The sequence below is a fragment of the Paraliomyxa miuraensis genome (assembly GCF_026337845.1).
Lineage (GTDB): Bacteria > Myxococcota_A > Polyangia > Nannocystales > Nannocystaceae > Paraliomyxa > Paraliomyxa miuraensis.
Genome location: NZ_JAOVZF010000159.1, coordinates 308,349 through 327,078 on the forward strand (window position 1 = coordinate 308,349; position 18,730 = coordinate 327,078).

Annotated in this window: 12 protein-coding genes; 6 read left to right on the top strand and 6 right to left on the bottom strand. The window is 68.7% G+C overall.

Annotation, left to right across the window (positions count from 1 at the left end; genetic code table 11):
* Positions 1 to 52: 52 nt before the first annotated feature.
* The gene (locus OEB96_RS32515) at positions 53 to 2,077 is read left to right on the top strand and encodes a BamA/OMP85 family outer membrane protein (protein ID WP_266220719.1); all 2,025 of its coding nucleotides are present in this window, start codon (positions 53 to 55) and stop codon (positions 2,075 to 2,077) included.
* Positions 2,077 to 6,657, top strand: a complete 4,581-nt coding sequence (locus OEB96_RS32520) for a translocation/assembly module TamB domain-containing protein (RefSeq protein ID WP_266220720.1) — start codon at positions 2,077 to 2,079, stop codon at positions 6,655 to 6,657. The genes OEB96_RS32515 and OEB96_RS32520 overlap by 1 nt, the downstream gene beginning before the upstream one ends.
* A 7-nt stretch (positions 6,658 to 6,664) precedes the next feature.
* On the opposite strand, the gene OEB96_RS32525 is transcribed toward OEB96_RS32520, so the two are convergent.
* The 6 genes from OEB96_RS32525 to pilB all read right to left on the bottom strand — a co-directional run bounded on the left by OEB96_RS32525 (position 6,665) and on the right by pilB (position 13,357).
* Positions 6,665 to 6,922, bottom strand: coding sequence for a hypothetical protein (locus OEB96_RS32525; protein WP_266220721.1), 258 nt, complete (start codon positions 6,920 to 6,922; stop codon positions 6,665 to 6,667).
* A 1-nt stretch (position 6,923) separates the two neighbouring features.
* A complete protein-coding gene (locus tag OEB96_RS32530; RefSeq protein WP_266220722.1) occupies positions 6,924 to 7,361 on the bottom strand; it encodes a phage holin family protein in 438 nt (145 codons plus the stop codon).
* Between the two features lie 54 nt (positions 7,362 to 7,415).
* Positions 7,416 to 9,206 (bottom strand): two-component system sensor histidine kinase NtrB, encoded by a 1,791-nt coding sequence (locus OEB96_RS32535; RefSeq protein WP_266220723.1) that lies wholly within the window; start codon positions 9,204 to 9,206, stop codon positions 7,416 to 7,418.
* A gap of 1 nt (position 9,207) precedes the next feature.
* Complete coding sequence (locus OEB96_RS32540; RefSeq protein WP_266220724.1) at positions 9,208 to 10,413, bottom strand: type II secretion system F family protein; 1,206 nt, start codon at positions 10,411 to 10,413, stop codon at positions 9,208 to 9,210.
* Between the two features lie 19 nt (positions 10,414 to 10,432).
* A complete protein-coding gene (locus OEB96_RS32545; protein ID WP_266220725.1) occupies positions 10,433 to 11,530 on the bottom strand; it encodes a type IV pilus twitching motility protein PilT in 1,098 nt (365 codons plus the stop codon).
* 114 nt (positions 11,531 to 11,644) lie between these two features.
* Positions 11,645 to 13,357 carry a type IV-A pilus assembly ATPase PilB gene (gene pilB, locus OEB96_RS32550; protein ID WP_266220726.1) on the bottom strand — a complete coding sequence of 571 codons (1,713 nt, stop codon included), beginning with the start codon at positions 13,355 to 13,357 and terminating at the stop codon, positions 11,645 to 11,647.
* Between the two features lie 282 nt (positions 13,358 to 13,639).
* Between pilB and OEB96_RS32555 the strand changes: the two genes are divergently transcribed.
* The 4 genes from OEB96_RS32555 to OEB96_RS32570 all read left to right on the top strand — a co-directional run bounded on the left by OEB96_RS32555 (position 13,640) and on the right by OEB96_RS32570 (position 18,331).
* On the top strand, positions 13,640 to 14,833 hold the full coding sequence (locus OEB96_RS32555) for a class I SAM-dependent rRNA methyltransferase (RefSeq protein WP_266220727.1): 1,194 nt from the start codon (positions 13,640 to 13,642) through the stop codon (positions 14,831 to 14,833).
* A gap of 27 nt (positions 14,834 to 14,860) precedes the next feature.
* Positions 14,861 to 15,721, top strand: coding sequence for a Uma2 family endonuclease (locus OEB96_RS32560; RefSeq protein WP_266220728.1), 861 nt, complete (start codon positions 14,861 to 14,863; stop codon positions 15,719 to 15,721).
* 103 nt (positions 15,722 to 15,824) lie between these two features.
* Positions 15,825 to 16,844 (top strand): SDR family NAD(P)-dependent oxidoreductase, encoded by a 1,020-nt coding sequence (locus OEB96_RS32565; RefSeq protein WP_266220729.1) that lies wholly within the window; start codon positions 15,825 to 15,827, stop codon positions 16,842 to 16,844.
* Positions 16,845 to 17,122: 278 nt separating this feature from the next.
* Complete coding sequence (locus OEB96_RS32570; protein WP_266220730.1) at positions 17,123 to 18,331, top strand: FG-GAP repeat domain-containing protein; 1,209 nt, start codon at positions 17,123 to 17,125, stop codon at positions 18,329 to 18,331.
* Positions 18,332 to 18,730: the final 399 nt, after the last annotated feature.

Genomic DNA, 18,730 nt, shown 5'->3' on the forward strand with positions numbered 1-18,730 from the left:
TGGTGCGCTGGCGTTCGTCTCCGGTCGCGGGCGGCGTAGACCGACCTCCTCGATGTTCGACCTCCTCGATGTTCGATCCTCGGCATCGGCGTGCGAGGCCGATCGGCTCCGCGCCCGGCTCGCAGCCGCGACGAGGATGCTGCGCGCAGCGGTCGTGGCGTGCTGGGCGGTGATGGAAGGGCTGGTCCCAGCCGGCTGCGCGAGTCGTCGCACGGCCCAGGAGCTGACCGGCGCGCAGTACCGGCTGCGCGACATCGAGATCGTCGGCAACACGGCCCTGAGCGACCAGGAGATCGAGCAATACCTCGAGCTCAAGGAGACGCGCTGGCTTCCGCTGCCGGACCGTCGCTACCTGATCGAGGGGATGATGCCGGTCGATGCCGATCGGATCGAGGCGCTCCATGCCGCCCATGGCTACCACGACGCCAAGGTCACCGACGTTCGGGTGGTGCCCAAGAACGACGAGGTGGCCGACGTGGTGTTCGTGGTCGAGGAGGGCGAGCCCACCCTCGTGACCGACCTCGGCTTCGACTGGCCGCAGGGACCGCCCCGCGGGCCGCCCGATCGCCGCGCGCGGGTGAGCCACGTGGAGTCGTACTGCGGGCTCGAGGTCGGTGAGCCGTTCGACGCCGAGGAGCTGCACGCGTCGGAGGACGCCATGCGCGAGGCGCTGCGCGATCGCGGCCATGCGTTTGCAACGGTCGAGGGCCGGGCCCGCATCGATCGGGTGGGTCGGCAGGCGAGTGTCTCCTTCGCGCTGGTTCCCGGACCCTTCGTGCGGATCGGCAAGATCGAGCTCGATGGCCTGCAGACCGTGCCCGAGCACCCGGTGCGGGTGGAGCTCGAGCGCTACCCGGGCAAGCCGTTCTCTCCCCGCCGGCTGCAGCAGATCCAGGACTCGGTGGACGCGCTGGGGGTGTTCGCCTCGGTTACCGTCACCCACGCCGAAGAGCCCCGCGATGGCGTGCTGGATCTGGTGGTCCACGTGCAGGAGAGCAAGCCCCAGTCGATCTCGCTGGGGGTCGTGCTGGGTGTCGATCCCAACCGGTGGGAGCAGTACGGCGAGGCCCGCTACGAGCACCGCAACCTCGGCCATACCCTCACCGAGCTGCGCCTTCGGGCGCGCGCAGGCTATGCGGAACTCCCGGCGATCTACCAACCCCGGGAACACGGGCCGATCGGGCGGTTCGAGCCCCGCGTGCGCAAGAAGGGCCTGCTCGAGGACCACCTGGTGTGGACGCTCGAACCCGGCGTCGAGCTGGGGCTACAGGAGGGCTACCAGTTCTACGCACTCGCCAATCGGGTGGGGGTGTCACGCTTCTTCACGCGCTACGTGGAGGTGGGGCTGTCGCACAACGTCCGCTTCGTGGACTTCTTCGCCATCTCGCCGACCCTCGATGGCAACCGCTCGCTCCTCGGGCTGGACTTTCGCGACCCCTATCGATTGAGCTTCGTGCAGGTCGAGCTGAACCTGCGCTTCACCGACCGCCTCGTCGATCCCAACGACGGCGTCGCGCTGTCGGTCACCTACGACCTCGCCGGCGGGATCTTCGGCGGGCAGTTCGACTACCACAAGATCGTCCCGGAGGTGCGTGCCTACTGGACGCCGATCGCTCGACGCCTGCAGCTCGCGGTGCGGGGCCAAGTGGGCTTCATCGTGCCGTTCGGGGACGAGCCGGGCGCTCCCTTCGATCTCAAGCTGTATCTCGGTGGCGCGAGCACGGTGCGTGGCTGGGGTCAGCGACGGCTCTCGCCCTACATGACGGATTGCGCGTCCGATGGCTCGTGCAGTCGCGTCCCGGTGGGTGGCAACACCTCGGTGCTGGGCAACGTCGAGATCCGCACTCGCCTGTGGCGCGAGCTATGGGGCGTGGCGTTCCTCGACATGGGCGACGTGCAGGCCGAGGTCGGTACGTTCCATCCGCGGCAGTGGAGCTACTCGGCGGGGCCGGGGCTGCGCTATGCCAGTCGAATCGGCACGTTCCGCCTCGACGTGGGGGGACGCCTCAACAATCCGGTGGCCTACCAGCACCAGCCGCGTTGGGCGGTGCACTTCGGGCTCGGGGGGATGTTCTGATGGCCCGGCGCTTCGCTCGTGCCCGCCGCTTCGGACGGCGCATGGGAGTCGCCCTGGTGATCGGGGTGGCCCTGGCGGCAGGGCTCTTGGCATGGGTGCTGGGCACCGAGCGCGGCACCGCATGGACCGTAGAGCAGGCCATCACGCGCTACTCGGCGTCGATCCCCGGCACGATCACGATCGACGGACTCCACGGCCACCTCGGGGACCGAGTGTGCCTGGTGGGCGTGGCGGTCTCCGACGCCGAGGAGCGACCGCTCGTTGCGATGCGCGAGCTGTGCGTGAAGGCGCGACCGTGGGCGTTGCTCGGAGGCACGCTGGAGGTCGAGCGCCTGGATGCCACGGGCGTGCGTGTGCACCTGTGGCCCGACTCGAGCTGGGGTGACCTCGCACCGCCTTCTGCTCCATCCCCTTCGGCTGCCCCTGGACCCGACCTGCCGCTGGCGATCGAAGCGTACGTCGAGGTCTTCGACGTGACGGTGGAGGAGCACCCGCCGGGTCCTTCGTTGTCGGAGCTGCTGATCCGCGATGCGGAGCTACGGGCTCGGCTCACCGGTCGGGGGCGCCACGCGGCGTTGGAGATCGAGAGGGTCGCGGGGGAGATCGGTCCAGTCGACGATCTTCGGGTGACCTCGGGTCGTGGGCGGATCACATGGCGGTCCCCGGTGGTGTCGGTGGACGACCTGTGGCTGGAATCGGAGGCTGGCGAGGTCTTGCTGCCCAAGGGGCGGCTCGATGTGCTGGCCCGGCGCTACGCCGCGGCGCTGTTGGTCCGGCTGTTCGAGTCGCCGCTGGAGGAGGTGGCGCTGCCCTCGGCCGAGCTCGAGCTGCGCGGCGAGGGCACGTGGACCGGAGCGACTGCGACGCTGCAGGCCGACGTGCCCGCCTACGGAAGCGCACGGATCCACGCGGCGGCCGAGTTCCGGGCCGGAAGGCCGCTTCGAGCCCGCGTGCGCGGCGACGTGGATCCCTCGCTGGACCTGGGCCTGCCCGATGCTCACGTGGAGGCCAGCGCTCGCCTGGAGGACGGTCGGCTGGAGGCGCACGCGCGGGTGAACGTGCCCGATGCCGATGCTTCTGCGTGGTTGCACGGCGACGCGGAGGGCATGCGAGCGCGGGCCGAGGCACGGGTGCCCGGCGCTCGGCTCGAGGTCTCGGCCGAGCTGCCCGATCGCGCGCTCTCCCGGGTCGAGGCCCACGTGGTCGTGCGCTCCGCCGAGGCCGCCACGGCCTACGTGGACCGCCTGTCGTCGCGTGACGTGCCGCGATTGGCCGGGGTAGGTCGAATCGATGCTCGCTGCCGTCGCTCGGGTGACTGGCGGTGCCACGTATCGGCACGGGCTCGTCACGAGGATGATCGCCTGAGCCTCGAGGGCGAGGTCGCCACGGGGGAGGTCTTGGCCGTCACCCTGCGACGGCTCGAGGGCGAGTTGCGCGACCAGCCGGTGTTGCTGCGCGGCTTGGCGTCGATGACGATCGACGATGACGGGGCGACGGTGGACGAGCTTGGCTTGGCGGTGGCCGGCGGGCATCTGGGCGTGAAGGGACGCGTTGCCTGGAAGGGGCGCTCGAACCTCGAGGTGGACGTCGATCACATCGACCTCGGTGTGGTGGAGCACCTCGTTCCATCGTTGCCGATCCGGGGGCGCCTGGACGGGCGGATGCGCCTCCGTGGCACGGCGGGCCGCCCCACGCTGCGCGTCGACCTCGGAGCCTCTTCGCTGGGCTGGGCCGACGAGCCGCTGGGTCGCGTGCGGCTCGACGCACGCTACGATCAAGAGCTCGCCGAGGCCGAGGTGCGCTGGTCCCATCGTCGGGCGAGGGCCAGGGTGTTTGGGCGGGTGCCGATGCACGTGGCCTTGGATGGCTCGCCGTTCGGCCTCGTTGCGTCGCGTCCTCTGCTCGCCAGTGTGGACGTCGAGGGGTTCGAACTCCGTCGGCTCGCCCCTTGGCTACCCATCGACGAGGCGCCACGAGGCCGAGCCGACGCCACCGTGCGGCTCGCCGGTCGCCTCGACGATCCCGTGATGCTGGCGAGGATCTCGGTCGACGGCGCCGGCATGGGCGAACGACCGTGGGGCGATGCGCGGCTCACCATGCTGTACGAGGACGAGCGAGCCCGGGTCGACCTGAGGCTCGCGGGTCCTCGCATCGGTCGTGGTCACGTGGCGATGCTGGTGCCGCTGCGGGTCGATCCGCTGGCCGGTCGCGTGGTCCCTCGGCTGGATGCTCCTCATCGGCTGGTGGCGGAGCTCCACGGCTTCGAGCTGGCCGTGGTCGATCCGTGGGTGCCCGGGCTCGAGCTCGACGGCATCGCGGGCGCTCGGCTCGACCTGGCCGCCCATCAGGGCGTACTACGCGGCGAGGGGCTCGTACGAGGCCGACGGCTTCGGTGGGCGGGCGTGGAGCTGGGCGCGGCGGAGGTACGCCTCCATCTGCTCGAGGACGACGCGCGGGCTCGCGTCCACCTCAGCGGACCGTGGGCGCGGCTGGTGGAGGTGTCGGGGCGGCTGCCGATCCGGTCGCGGAGGTCGCGGGGACCTGGGGCGACGTGGGCCGCGCCCGAGTGGGACCCGCAGCGGCCGATCGAGGCGACGCTCGAGCTGGAGGACGTACGCCTGGCCGGGCTGCGCCACGTGCTTCCCGAGCTCGCGATGGCCGGCACGTTGGCCGGCTCGGTACGGCTCGACGGGACGGGGGCTGCACCCCGTCTGAGCGCCGCATTGACGGCCGACCACCTGAGCGTGCAGTCGAGCCCGCTGGGCCGGGTCCGGCTGCGGGCCCGCTACGACGGCGCGGATGGGCTTCGGGCCCGCCTCGAGCAGCGTCATGGTGCGCAGCGCATCGAGGCCTCGGCTCGCGTGCCCCTGCACGTGGACGGATCGTCGGCGGCGGTGCAGTGGCACCGCGAGCAGGAGCACGCGCTGAGCGTACGCGCGGCGGGGGTCGACCAGCGCATGCTGGCTGGCCTCTTGGCGCTGCCCCGCGGGCTGGAGCTGATGGCGAACGCAGCGCTCGAGCTGCGGGGGCCCGCGCTGTCTCCCTCCGGTGTACTGCGGGCTCGCATGAGCGCGTGGAAGCAGGAACTGGCCCCCGTATCGGTGTCGTTGCAGGCCAGCATCGCGCCCGAGCAACAGCACGCCCGGCTGCTGATCGACGGCGGGCCCCGCGGGCTGACGGTGACCGCCCGACTCGACGCCGCGCTTCGCGAGTTGCTGACCGGGACGCTCGAACCCTCCGAGGTGGTGATCGACGCCAAGGCCGATGTCGAGGGGCTGGCCCTCGCTCGGCTCGCGCCGCTGCTGCCGTCGTCGGTCGACCGTCCCGAAGGCTCGATGAGCCTGCACGCCTCGGTCGAGGGCAGGCTGTCCAATCCCCGGCTCGAGGGGCGGCTCCAGATCGAGCGGGCCGCCGTCACCATCGTGCCGCTGCAGCAGCGCCTGACGGAGCTGAACGTGGAGGCGGCCCTGAGCGGACCCGATGTGGCGCTCGAGATGTCGGCCCGCAGCGGCGATGGCTCGACCCGTGCCTCCGGATCGCTGCACGTGGCGCGTGGCGAGTCCCGGGGCTCGATGCAGCTCGTGGCCGACGCGCTGCCGATCGTGCGACCCGGTCTGCCCATGATGACCCTCGGCGCTCGCGTCGACGTGGACATGGATGCCACCGGTGAGCTCACTCGGATCGACGTCGTGGCGCGCAATGGCTTCGTGGATGTGCTGGAGACCACGGGAGGGCGCACGGCCAAGCAGATCCCCGACGACGAGGGGATCGTCTTCACCGATCGAGCGGGCCGCGAGGCCCAGCAGGAGGCGCACGACCAGCAGACCTGGATCCCTCGCGATCTGGAGGTGACCCTGACCTTGGCCGATCCCCTGCGGATCCGCGCGAGCCAAGCCGACATGGACTGGCGCGGGCGGGTGACCGTGCGCAACGAGCAGGGGCAGCCGCCCCGCGTGCACGGCTCGTTCCAGACCGTGGGCGGGCGGGTGTCGCTGCTGGGCAACGACTTCGACATTCAGCGGGCGGTCGTGCGCATGCCGGTCCAGGGCGATCTGGATCCGTTCATCGACCTCGTGGCCACCACTCGGATCGAGGACATCGGGGTCACCATGGCCATCGACGGTCCGCTCAGCCGTCCGAGGCTCGAGCTGCGATCCGATCCCTCGATGCCCGAGTCCGACGTGTTCGCCTTGCTCATCACCGGACGAGCCGATGCCAACGAGACCGACGACGCCGAGTACGGGGCCAAGGTGGCCTCGGTGCTCGCCGCCTTCGAGAACAGCGCCCTCCAGCGACAGCTGCGGCAGACCGTGGGGATCGACCGGGTGGCCGTGGGCTTCGGTGAGACGGTCGATCAACCGATCCTCACCGTGGGCAAGCGGATCAACCGCAGGCTCTATGTGGAGGGCACGTACCACCACAACGCGCCCGCGGGGACCAACCGGGCCGAGCTGTCGCTCGACTACCGATTCGCTCCCCCTCACTGGAGCGTGGAGACGTTCTTCGGCGATGCGGGGCAGGGCGGGGCGGGGCTGTGGTGGAGCCGCAGGTTCGGAGGAACGCAGGGCAAGCCGCGCTGAGCCGACTTCAGCAAGGGCCCAGCGAGCGCGTGGTCGCGATCAGCACGATCGGCCGACGGTGGCTCGCTCGCATCCCCCACCAAAGCCCCACCAAGAACCCCACGAGCAGCACCGGCGTGTAGTGCTCGACCAGGTGTTGCCGCAGGTCGAGCTTCGCCCGTGTCACACGGCTCAGCTCCTGCAGCGCCAACCGCAGCTCTCGTCCGTCGCGGTCGAGCGACGACCGCACGTCGACCCTGGGGTCGTGCTCGTGCTCGACCTCCACCTCAGGCGCTTCCTCCTCCTCGGGTGCGCTCGGCCAGCGCGGTCGACCCCATGGCGGGGCCGAGGGCGTGCGGTCGAGCCTCCCGCTGCGGGCTCCGTTCCCGCGCAATCCGGCGAGCCACCAGGCCCACGCCCACGCCCGTCACGCCCGACGCCGCCGCCACTGCCCCCAGCGCAAACCCGACCGACATGACCTGCGACAATCCCCAGATCACGGCGGCCATGCCCAGGCCCACCGCGCACGTCCACGCCGCCAGCATCGCCGCCCGCAGTCTCCCGACGCGCAGCCCGTGCTCGACGCTGCGGCGCGCCTCGAGGCGTAGCAGCGCGAGGCGGTCCTCCAGCACGCGGCCGGCCGCGCTCACCACGTGGGCCAGCGCATCGGCCATGTCGGGGTCGTCAGCGGAGCGGCCAGCGCCTCGGTCGAGCGGTGGGATCATGCCGGAGTCCACCCTAGCCAGGACCCTCCGAAGAGCAAGGATGGACCGGATGTTTCACGAATGGGGCGGGAGCGCTCGCGGCTCGTCGGCGCCCTCGATGGCAGGGAAGCGCAGCCGGAAGCTGGTCCCGTGGCCGGGGATCGACGACAGCTCGATGGCACCGCCGTTGTCCTGCACGATGCGGTACACGATCGCCAGGCCGAAGCCGGTGCCGCGCTCCTTGGTGGTGAAGAAGGGGTCGAAGATGCGATCGCGCCGGTCCTCGGGGATGCCGGGGCCGTGGTCGATCACCGCGACCTCCACCTCGCGGTCCTCGGGTCGGGATCGAACCTCCAGGAGCATCGGGCCGCGACCGTCCATCGCCTCCGCCGCGTTGCGCAGCAGGTTCCACAGCACCTGGGTGAGCTGGGCCGCATCGACCTCCACATCGGGGATCGCGTCGTCACCACGCAGCTCGAGCTGCATGCCCGCGTTGGCCGGATCGGCCTTGAAGTGCTCGGCGGTCTCCTGCGCGACGCGTCGCAGCGCGACCCGGCCCCGGTTGGGCGGCCGCGGACGCGTGAAGGCCAGCATGTCGGTCACCAGGGCCGACAGCCGCTTGGATTCTCGACGGATGATCGACAGCAGCCGGGTATCCTCGTCCCCGAGCGAAGCGGTGGCCAGCAGATCCGCGCTGCCGCTGATCGCCGCGAGCGGGTTGCGGATCTCGTGGGCGACGGAAGCGGCCAGGCTGCCCACTGCCGCCAGCCGCTCGTTGCGCCGCACCTGCTCGGCCAGCTCGCGAATCCGGGTCAGATCCTGGAAGCTGATGAGCTGCCCGATGAGCTGCCCCCGTCCGTCGTGAAGGGGCCCGAAGCCCAGGCCCAGGTGGAGCGAGGATCCCGCGCGCGTTCGCACCTCGAGCTCCGTGCGAGCGAGCACCTCGTTGGTCTGCAACAGCGGCGCGGCCTCGGGCATCAGCGCCGTCATCGGCCGCAGCCGATCGTCGTCGCGAAGCCCCAGGATCGCCTCGGCGGCGGGATTCCAGTAGATCACCCGCGCCTCGTCGTCGACGCCGATGAGCCCCGAGGTCAGCGAGCGCAGGATGTTCTCGTTCATCGCCCGCAGGTCGCCGACCTGCAGCGTGGAGGAGGCCAGCTGCTTGTTGAGGAACGAGCTGAGCACGGTCACCCCCAGCAGCGCCGCCAGGGTGCGCGCGCTGCTGGTGGCCACGTCGATGGGATCCAGCAGAGGAGCCGAGTGGCCCAGCGACTGCGGCTCGATCGTACCCGTGCCTTGCAGGAGGCTGGTGGTCCCGTAGATGAGCGCGCAGGCCCCCGCTGCCGCCCAGGTCTGTCGCGTGCCCCCCATGGTCGATGCCCCCAGCACCGCGATGAGATAGAGCGACACGAACCCCGAGTCGGCTCCTCCGCTCATCTGCACGACCACCGCCGCCAGGAGGATGTCGGTGGTGGTCTGGAGCCACGCGAAGCGGTCGAGGTCTCGCACCCGTGGCAACCATCGAGCGAATACGATGGTCAGCACGTAGCCAACGACCAGCGTGCCCCACACGAAGCGGTGGGTGACCACGTCGAAGTCCTCGTCGCGCTGCCAGGCCAGGAACGTGGCAACGGCGGTGAACAGCGCCAGCATCACCAGCCGCACCAGCATGAAGTAGCTGATGCGGCGGCGGCGGGGGTCGAGGGTCGCCGTTGCGGCTCCACCCAGGAGGACGCTCTCGGGACCTGCGGACTTCGGCTCGGGGTGGGCCGCGTCGACCAGCGACCGCGAGGGGTCCGACCGTGAGGGGTCCGGCCGCGAGGGGTCCGGCCGTGAGGGACTCGGGGGCGGGGAGTCGGTGTCCACGCTACTTGATGTTGCCCGCGACCTCGAAGATGGGCAGGTACATGGCGATGAGCAGGCCGCCCACCACCCCGCCGAGGAGCACGAGCATGAGCGGCTCGAGCAGCGCGGTCATGCCCGCGACGGCTGCGTCCACCTCGTCCTCGTAGAAGTCGGCGATCTTCTGCAGCATGTCGTCCATGGCGCCGGTTTGCTCGCCCACGCCGATCATCTGCACCACCATGGGTGGAAACACGCCGGTCTCGAGCAGCGGCGTCGCGATGTCCTTGCCCTCGGCGATCTTGTTGCGCGCGTGCATGATGCCCTGGGCGACCACCCGGTTGCCCGCCGACCTCGCCACGATCTCGAGCGCATCGAGGATGGGCACCCCGGAGCTGAGCAGAGTGCCCAGGGTGCGGGTGAAGCGGGCCACTGCGATCTTGCGCATGACGTTGCCGATCACGGGGGCCTTGAGGATCACCACGTCGAAGCCGTAGCGTCCCCGGTCGGTCCTCATGGTCGCGATGAACCCGGCCACGAGCGCCCCCACCACGAGGGTGAAGACCACGATGTTGTCGGTGATGCCGTGGCTCAGCCCCAGCACCATGCGGGTGGGGGCGGGCAGCGAGCCCGCGCCCAGGTCGACGAACATCTTCTCGAATACCGGCAGCACCTTGGTCAGCATCACGAAGACCACCAGCACGCCCACGCCCATGATCACGGACGGATAGACCAGGGCGCCGCGGACCTGTCGGCGCAGCTTGGCTGCCTTCTCGAGGTAGACGGCCAGGCGTCGGAAGATCACGTCGAGGATGCCGCCCGCCTCGCCCGCCGCCACCAGGTTGCGGAACAGGTCGTCGAACACCCGAGGATGGGTCCCCATGGCCTCCGACAGCGACTTGCCGGCCTCGACCTCCGCCTTGACCGACGCGAGGATCTTGCCGAAGCGAGGGTTCTCGGCCTGGTTGGAGAGCATCTCCAGGCCCGACACGATCGGCAGGCCCGCATCCACCATGGTGGAGAACGTGCGGGTGAACACCACCATGTCCTTGAGGGCCACGCCGCTGCCGATCGTGGGCAGCTGGAAGTCGAGTGGCTTGCGCTTGACCTTGGTGTTGGTCATCCCCTGCGCCCGGAGGCGCTCGAGGACGGCGTCCTCCGAGTCGGCGGTGAACGTGCCGTTGCGGAGCTCTCCCCCCTTGGTCCTGCCTTCCCAGATGTACGTCGGCATGGTGCGGCTGTCCTCGAGACTAGACGCGTCGGCGGACCTGACCCAGGCCCTGGCCGCGCTCGAGCATGTTGCGGAGCTCGTCGGGATCGCTCGATCGCTTGAGCGCGATCTCGGGCGTGACGAGGTTGCGCTGGACGAGGTCGGCCAGCGACTGATTGAAGGTCTGCATCTCGTTGGTGCCCTGGCCCAGCTGCATCTGCGAGTAGATCTGGTGCAGCTTGCCGTCGCGCACGAGCGCCCGGATCGCGTCGTTGGGCACCATCACCTCGACCGCCAGCGCCCGACCGCCCCCGATCTTGGGCAGCAGCGACTGGCACAGCACCGCCTCGAGCACGAACGACAGCTGGGTCCGCACCTGGGATTGCTGCGCCATCGGGAACATGTCGATCACGCGGTTGATGGTCTGCACCGCGGAGTTGGTGTGCAGGGTCCCGAACGTCAGGTGCCCGGTCTCGGCCAGCGTGAGCGCGGCCTCCATGGTCTCGTGGTCGCGCATCTCGCCCAGCAGCACCACGTCTGGGTCCTGGCGCAGCACGTACTTGAGGGCGTTCTTGAAGCTCTTGGTGTCCTGGCCGACCTCGCGCTGGTTGACGATGCAGCTGCCATGCTGGTGCAGGTACTCGATCGGATCCTCGATCGTCATGATGTGCCCGCGCAGCGTTTGGTTGATCTGGCTGATGATCGACGCGAGCGTGGTGCTCTTGCCCGAGCCGGTGGGGCCGGTCACCAGCACCAGCCCGCGGGGCTTGTGGGCGATGCGGTGCACCACCGGCGGCAGCCCCAGCTGCTCCAGCGCTGGAATCTCGTAGGGGATCAGGCGGAACGCGGCGCAGGTGGCCCCTCGCTGCACGAACATGTTGCCGCGGAAGCGCGCCAGGCCCTTGACCCCGAACGAGAAATCGAGCTCGAGATCCTCCTCGAAGCGCTGCTTCTGCTTGTCGCTCAGCACCGAGTAGCAGAGGTTGCGGGTCTCCACCTGGGTCAGCTTGTTGGTCTTGAGCGGCACCAGGTCGCCGTCGATGCGCAGCTGCGGTGCCGTGCCGGTGGTGACGTGCAGGTCGGTCGCACCCGAATCGACCATGGCCTTGAGGAGCTGATGCAGGTTCGGCGTCGTCATCGGCGGCGGGGGAGTGGAGCAAGGATAGCAACAAAGCCACGGGCGCCGCGAACCGCTGGCACTTTCGCCCGGTCCGATGCGGGCCCCTGGGGTGGGCGGATGTGGGGGCCAAGGCTAGTCGCTGGCCGTCACCCGCAGGATCTCCTCGAGCGTGGTCATGCCCTCGTTGATCTTGTTGAGCCCGCTGCGGCGCAGGGTCGACATGCCCAGGCGAATGGCCTCGGACTTGAGCTCCGCGGTCGAAGCCCCTTGCAGCACCAGGTCCTTGAGCGGGTCGGTCATCACCATGACCTCGTAGAGCGCCACGCGGCCCTTGTAGCCCGTGTTCCCGCAGGTCTTGCAGCCGCGGCCCTTTCGGGGGCGGCACGTCTTGGCCTCGGCGGGCTTCATGCCCGCGTCGAGGAGCGCCTGCGGCTTGATCTCGGCGTCGTCGACCACGCAGTCGCGGCACACGCGGCGGGCCAGGCGCTGGGCCACGATCATGTTGACCGACGCGGTCACCAGGAACGGCTCGACGCCCATGTTCAGCATGCGGTTGATGGTGGAGGGGGCGTCGTTGGTGTGCAGGGTCGACAGCACCAGGTGCCCGGTGAGCGCCGCCTTGACCCCGATCTCCGCGGTTTCGAAGTCGCGGATCTCCCCCACCATGATGATGTCGGGATCCTGGCGCAGGAACGAGCGCAGCGACGCCGCGAAGTTCAGCCCGATGTCGTCGTGCATCTGCACTTGATTGATCCCCGGCAGGTTGTACTCCACGGGATCCTCGGCGGTGGAGATGTTGACCTCCTCGCTGTTGAGCTCGGACAGGGCCGAGTAGAGCGTGGTGGTCTTGCCCGACCCGGTGGGGCCGGTCACCAGGCACATGCCGTAGGGGCGGTGGATGCACTCCTTGAACGCGGCGAGCGGAGCGGTCTCGAAGCCCAGCTTGGTCATGTCGAGCTCGAGCTTGTCCTTGTCGAGCAGGCGCATGACGATCTTCTCGCCATAGAGCGTGGGCAAGGTCGACACGCGGAAGTCCATCTCGCGGTTCTTGCCGATCCGCAGCTTGATGCGGCCGTCCTGGGGCAGGCGGCGCTCGGCGATGTCGAGCGTCGCCATGATCTTCATGCGGCTGGTGATCGCGTTCTTGAGCTTGAGCGGGGGCGACATCTCCTGGTGGAGCACGCCGTCGATGCGGTACCGGACGCGGTAGGCCTTCTCGTAGGGCTCGATGTGGATGTCGGACGCGCCCTTGTTGATGGCGTTCAGCAGGATGAGGTTGCAGAGCTTGACGACCGGGGCCTGCTCGGCCTCGGCCTGCGAGTCGAGCACGTTGAATTCGTCGTCGCTCTCGTCGCCGAAGTCGATGTCCTCGAACTCCAGGCCCCCCATCACCTCGTCGTAGGACTCGAGCTCGGCCGGCTGCTCGTAGTAGCGGGTGATCGCCTCCTCGATGGCCGCGTCGGTGGTGACCACCGGCTCGATGTTGAGGCCGGTGAGGAACTTGAGATCGTCGATGGCGTAGATGTTGGAGGGATCGCTCATCGCCACGATGAGCGTGGAGCCGGCGCGCTGCACGGGCAGCACGGTGTGCTTGACGGCCACGTCCTTGGGGATGAGCTCGATCACCTCGAGGTCGATCTCGAATTCACCGAGGCTGATGGAGGGAACGCCGTACTGCCGCGAGAGGAAGTCGGTCAGCTCCTTCTCCCCGAGGATGCCGAGCTTGGCGAGGCTGAAGGCCAGGCGCTTGCCGGTGCGGTGCTGGTCGACCTGTGCTTCGCGAAGCTGCTGCGTCGAGATGATGCTCTCGCGGACGAGGAGTTCTCCGATCCTGTCGCTGGCCATGGGGATTGTCCTTCGGCTTGGGCTTCGATTGCGCCGGTGGTGGCGCGAGCCCCGACCAGAGTAGCGGGGCGGGGATGGGTCGGCCAAGCGTGCGGCCGCGGTTCGGCCGTGGGTCCAGCCGTGGGTCTGGCTGCGCTCCTAGGTGGTGCCGCTGCGCCGGCTTTTCCGCTATGGTCCGCCGCCATGGCACAGCGACCCTCAGGGCGGGATTCGGGCGGCCGTGACCAGCGGCAGCCTCCACGGGGCCCCCGGCGGGGGCGAGGTCGCCCCGAGGCTCCGGTGGTGCGTGGCCGAGGTGTGAAGGTCTCCCACCGTGCGGCCCGAGGCCTCACCGCGGGGCATCCGTGGGTGTTTCGCGACTCGCTGCTGCGCCCGCTCGAGGGCAAGGAGGCCGGCGACACGATCCAGATCTGCGACGAGGACGGCCGCCCTCTGGGGTGGGGCCTTTGCGAGCCCGAGGGCGCGATCGCGGTACGGATCGTCGAGCGCGGACCCACGCTGCGCTGGGACGACGCGGAGCTGGCCCGTCGGGTGGAGGTCGCGGTGGCGCTGCGCAGGGCGACGCTCTCCCCCGGGGTGCTCCACGCATGTCGGCTGGTGCACGGCGAGGGCGACGGTCTACCGGGGCTCGCGGTCGATCGGCTCGGCGAGTTCCTGCTCGTCTACAAGTATTCGCGCGCCGCCGAGGCCTACCTCGAGCGCCTCGTCCCGATCCTCGCCGAGCAGCTCTCGCCGGCCGGGATCTACATGCAGGATCGCGTGCGAGGGGTGGTGGCGGACGAGCGCAAGCCGCCGGCGTTCCACCTGCACGGCAAGACCGCGCCGCCCGAGCTGGAGATCGAGGAGGATGGGCTGCGCTTCGTGGTCGACGTGAGCGCGCCCGTGTCGCCGGGGTTGTTCCTGGACCTGCGGGAGGGGCGGCGCCTGGCCGAGCGGCTGTCGGCGGGGCGGCGCGTGCTCAACCTGTTCTCGTTCACCGGCTCGTTCGGCGTTCGGGCGGTGCGCGGCGGTGCCACCAAGGTGGTCAACGTCGATGCCGCCGCGCGCTCGCATGCGCGCTGCCGCCAGAACCTCGTGGCCTCGGGGATGGATCCGGAGGCCTGCGAGGCGTTCACCGGCGATGCATTCGCGTTCCTCGAGCGCATGCGTCAGCGAGGCGAGCGCTTCGACCTGGTGGTCGTGGATCCCCCGCCGTTCTCCCGGGTCAAGGGCAAGGTGTTCTCGGCCATGCGCGACTGGGAGGAGCTCTTGCAGGCCACCGCCCACGTGGTGGCACCGGGCGGCGAGATCCTGGCCATCAGCAACGCCGCCAAGCTCGACGACGGCGAGCTGCTGTCCTCCGTGGGTCGCGGGGCGCTCATGGCCGAGCGCGAGGCCAAGCTGCTGTCGGAGCTGGGTCTGCCGGAGGACTTCCCGGTACCCCCTGCGTTCGGTGAGGGGCGGTACCTGCAGATCAAGCGGCTGTGGCTGGGGTGAGGGGAAGGGTGCTACCCTCGCCAGTGCATGTCATCGGCGGCCACCGAGCACGCGACTCCGCCCGGGCGACCCCCGCGGGCCCTCAACGTGGTTCGCGACCCGCGGCCGGAGGACGTCGGTGCGGCCGTCGATTGGTCGTCGTGGTATCTCAGCGACGAAGACGACATGGGAGAGGGTACCGAGCAGGGCGAGATCATCGACATCCTCAAGTCGGTGCTTCGCGAGCTGGCCGCCGAGCGCGGGTGGAGCCGCGTGTTCATCGGCTCCGATCAGTTCTTCGCATGGGTGCCCGAGGAGCCGATGGTACGGGTCTCGCCCGACGTGTACCTGCTCGATGATCCGCCGCCGCCGCCGCTGCCTGCATCGTGGCAGACCTGGCGCGAGGGGCATCGGGCGCCTCGCTTCGCGGTCGAGATCGTCTCGGGGGACGAGCAGCACCCCGATCGCTGGCGCAAGGACTACGACCAGGGGCCGCAGAAGTATGCGCAGCTCGGTACGCGAGAGCTGATGATCTTCGATCCCCAAGCGGCGCTCGGCCAGGCTCGTGATCCGCAGCGGGTGGCGCTTCAGTGCTATCGCCGTGAGGCCGATGGCGGCTTCGTGCGCGTCTACGCGGGCAAGGGGCCCTGTGCGTCGGCCGAACTCGCGGCGTTCCTGGTGGTGGTGAGCGATGGCACGGTGGCCAGGCTTCGCATCGCTCGGGATCCCCAGGGGCAGGACTGGGTGCCCACCGCCCGTGAGGCCCGGGACTCCGAGCGTCGTGCCCTGGAGACCGAGCGCGAGGCCCGGGAGCGAGCCGAGCGAGAGCTGGCCGAGCTACGGGCGCGGCTCTCCCGACTCGAGGGCCCAGCTCTGGGCCCAGCTCTGGGCCCACCTCTGGGGAAGTAAGCACATCGGGCAACCGAGTGCCTGCGCGGCCTCGACGATCGCGTGCGGGGTGGTCGACGCATCGAGCCGCCGGAGGGCTCGCGGCGCCTGCTACAGTCCCGGCGTGTCGCACGGTCGCTTCCAGAATCCGTTCCAGGCCACGCTCACGGGGCTGCGGGACCTCTTTGGGCGCCAGCAGCTCGCCGACCGACTCACCGATGACCTTCGCGTCGACGGCCGGACCTGCCTGGTCACGGGGGCGAGCTCGGGGTTGGGGCTGGCCATCGCGACGGAACTGGCGCGACGCGGTGGGCGGGTGCGGATGGTCTCGCGCAGCCGGATCCCCGCGGCCGGCGAGGCGGTGCGCCGGGCCACGGGGTCGACCGAGGTCGAGCAGCTTCGGGCGGACCTGAGCGATCTACGGCAGGTGCACGGGCTCGCCGACGAGCTGCGCGATCGGGGCGAGACGATCGACGTGCTGGTCGACAATGCCGGGGTGGCGACGCCGAGGGCGCGTCGCACCGCGCAGGGGCTCGACGCGATGTTCGTGACCAACATGCTGTCCAAGGTGCTCCTGGCGCACCGGCTGCTTCGCGATGGCACGATCCCCAACGCAACCTTCGCGGGAAACGCTCGTCCCGGGGAGCCGAAGCCTCGCATGCTCTACGTGTCGTCCGATTCTCACCGTGGTGCGTCGGCGATCGACTGGGAGGAGCTCGGCACCTACTACGACTACGGGGTGAACAAGGGAATCCACAACTATAGCTACTTCAAGCTGGTGCTCAACACTTTCGCGGTGGAGCTGTCGCGGCGATTGGCCTGCGGCGGCGAGGTCGACGTGGCGGTGCACGTGATGTGTCCCGGGCCCGTCGACAGCGAGATCGCCCGCGATGCACCGCCGGGACTGGCATTGTTCATGAAAGCGATGTTCAAGGTGTTCTTCCGCAAGCCCGAGGTGGCGGCCGGGCCCGCGGTGTACATGAGCGTGGCGCCGGGGTATGGCGAGCGCACGGGGGAGTACTTGCACATGTGGAATCCCAAGCGGATGGACGAGAAGTGTTACGACGCGGAGGAGGGGGTGCGGCTCTGGGAGCATACGGAGGGGCTGTTGCGGGAGCACGGTGCATGGTCGTGGGGGGAGTGATTGGGCCAATCGGACGCATCACCAGCCCACTCGGCAACGGATGCGCGGATTGCTCAATGGCGTTCATTTTGCGCCATTTCGTCGAACGTACGTTCGGCGTGGTGAATTACTCGTAGACGTCAAGGGGGGGGATTATGGTAGCATTTGGATGAATGAGGCCCTCGCACGGAAGCCGGCCCGATGGCCATGCCCGACGAGGGGCGTGGCTCCGTGCGCGCGAGTGGGGTTTGGTGGCGTCGCTTGGCATGCTTGCCAGCTGCGGTCCGCGCGACCCGGTCGTGACGGGCGATGGGAGCGGTAGCGGCGACGATGGGCAGACATCGACGACGGGCCACCCGCTCGGTTGGTCGTGCGGCGACGGGATCGTGGTCACGGGGGAGTACTGCTTTCGGGAACTACGGCTCGAGGGTGTCGACGTGGTCGCTGTCGTGCTGGGCGACCTCAATGGTGATGGTCGCGCCGACGTGGTGGTACAGACCCCCGATGAGCTTCGTAGTTACATGATACGGGACGATGGAAGCTTCGAGCTACTCGCTGTGTGGGGGGACGGACGGGACTCTGGTGTCACACTGTTCGTTGGCGATTTCAGTGGCGATGGTCGTCGCGATGTCGTGCGTCTCCATCACACGGAGATCGCGTTGTTCGTGCAAGGCGCTGGAGGTTCGATTGTGGAGCCGCCATTGATCGCGACCACCAATGATGTTGGCTATCCATACGGGGTATTGGACATCGACCGTGACGGGACCGACGAGTTGCTCGTGCTGGGACAAGAGGTCTTTGCGCGGACCCCTCCTCGGGTCACGGGCATCGAAGTGCATGATGGCGCGTGGGCCCACATCGAGCTGGGATTCGAGTTCTGGCTCCCGACTCCCGAATGGGCATTCGGAGATATCGACGGTGATGGAATCATCGACCCGGCCACAGTCATGGAACCGGAGGGGGCGATTGATCTCCCCCCGTACATACCTGAGACGTTCGACACCAAGTCCGCCCACCTAGGGTGGCTGCAACCAGACGGGTCAGGAGTTGCTCTCGGGGCCACCTTGACCCCGGGTTTCCATGCATCAAGGATCGACTTGGGGGACCTCGATGGTGATGGCCGAGTCGATGTCGTCCTGTTGGCAGAAGATCCAAGATACGACTACGACGAACCGTCGCCATTGAAGATCATATACTGGGGGCGTGGTGACTGGCAATTCGACGGCCCCCATGAGCTTGGTGATATCTGGGGCAAGGTCGTAGATCTCGAAGGTGATGGTGTCGAAGAGATCGCGAACAAGGATACCAGCACCGATCGATATGAGGTTTGGTTCTATTCCGGATCTGCATTCACGTTCACGCCAGTAGAGACGCCTATCTGTACGACGTCCAAGGGGGCTGCGGACATCAATGAAGACGGCGTAATGGACTGCGCAGAAGCACATCATGGATCGTTGCCTACTTCGGCCGGTAGCGGCAGTCTGGTGGTGCTCCTCTCGGACCCATAGATCAGAAGCTGTCAGAAACCGACAGTTCAGCATTGAGCAACTCCATCCGCGGTCTCCGTCGCGCCTGATCGTGTCCAAGGGATCGAGAGCAAGTCAGGGGAAACCATGTGTAGACTCGTTCGATTGCGATTCTTGTTTGTTGCTGTCGTTGGAGTGTGTGCCCTGGGTTGCACCTACGACTCGTCCGGTTTGGGACTTGTCAGTTCGACGAGCGGTTCGATTGGCGATGATTCGACTGGGAGTGCCGATACTACGGCTGATGGAGGCGATGATGGTGATTGTGAGGTATTGCCCGGAGGTGGATATCATGTGGCGGAAGATCAGGGGGTGCTCGTACCCGTTCTCGATCGCCTTCACGATACAGTGAGTGGGGGTGTATTCGATGAACTCGAGATATGT

What these genes read in the sequence shown, in the direction of transcription:
- OEB96_RS32560 (WP_266220728.1), top strand. Translation starts at nt 14,861, where the DNA reads ATGTCATCGGCGGCCACCGAGCACGCGACTCCGCCCGGGCGACCCCCG.
- OEB96_RS32540 (WP_266220724.1), bottom strand. Translation starts at nt 10,413, where the DNA reads ATGCCGACGTACATCTGGGAAGGCAGGACCAAGGGGGGAGAGCTCCGC.
- OEB96_RS32545 (WP_266220725.1), bottom strand. Translation starts at nt 11,530, where the DNA reads ATGACGACGCCGAACCTGCATCAGCTCCTCAAGGCCATGGTCGATTCG.
- OEB96_RS32520 (WP_266220720.1), top strand. Translation starts at nt 2,077, where the DNA reads ATGGCCCGGCGCTTCGCTCGTGCCCGCCGCTTCGGACGGCGCATGGGA.
- pilB (WP_266220726.1), bottom strand. Translation starts at nt 13,357, where the DNA reads ATGGCCAGCGACAGGATCGGAGAACTCCTCGTCCGCGAGAGCATCATC.
- OEB96_RS32530 (WP_266220722.1), bottom strand. Translation starts at nt 7,361, where the DNA reads ATGATCCCACCGCTCGACCGAGGCGCTGGCCGCTCCGCTGACGACCCC.
- OEB96_RS32515 (WP_266220719.1), top strand. Translation starts at nt 53, where the DNA reads ATGTTCGACCTCCTCGATGTTCGATCCTCGGCATCGGCGTGCGAGGCC.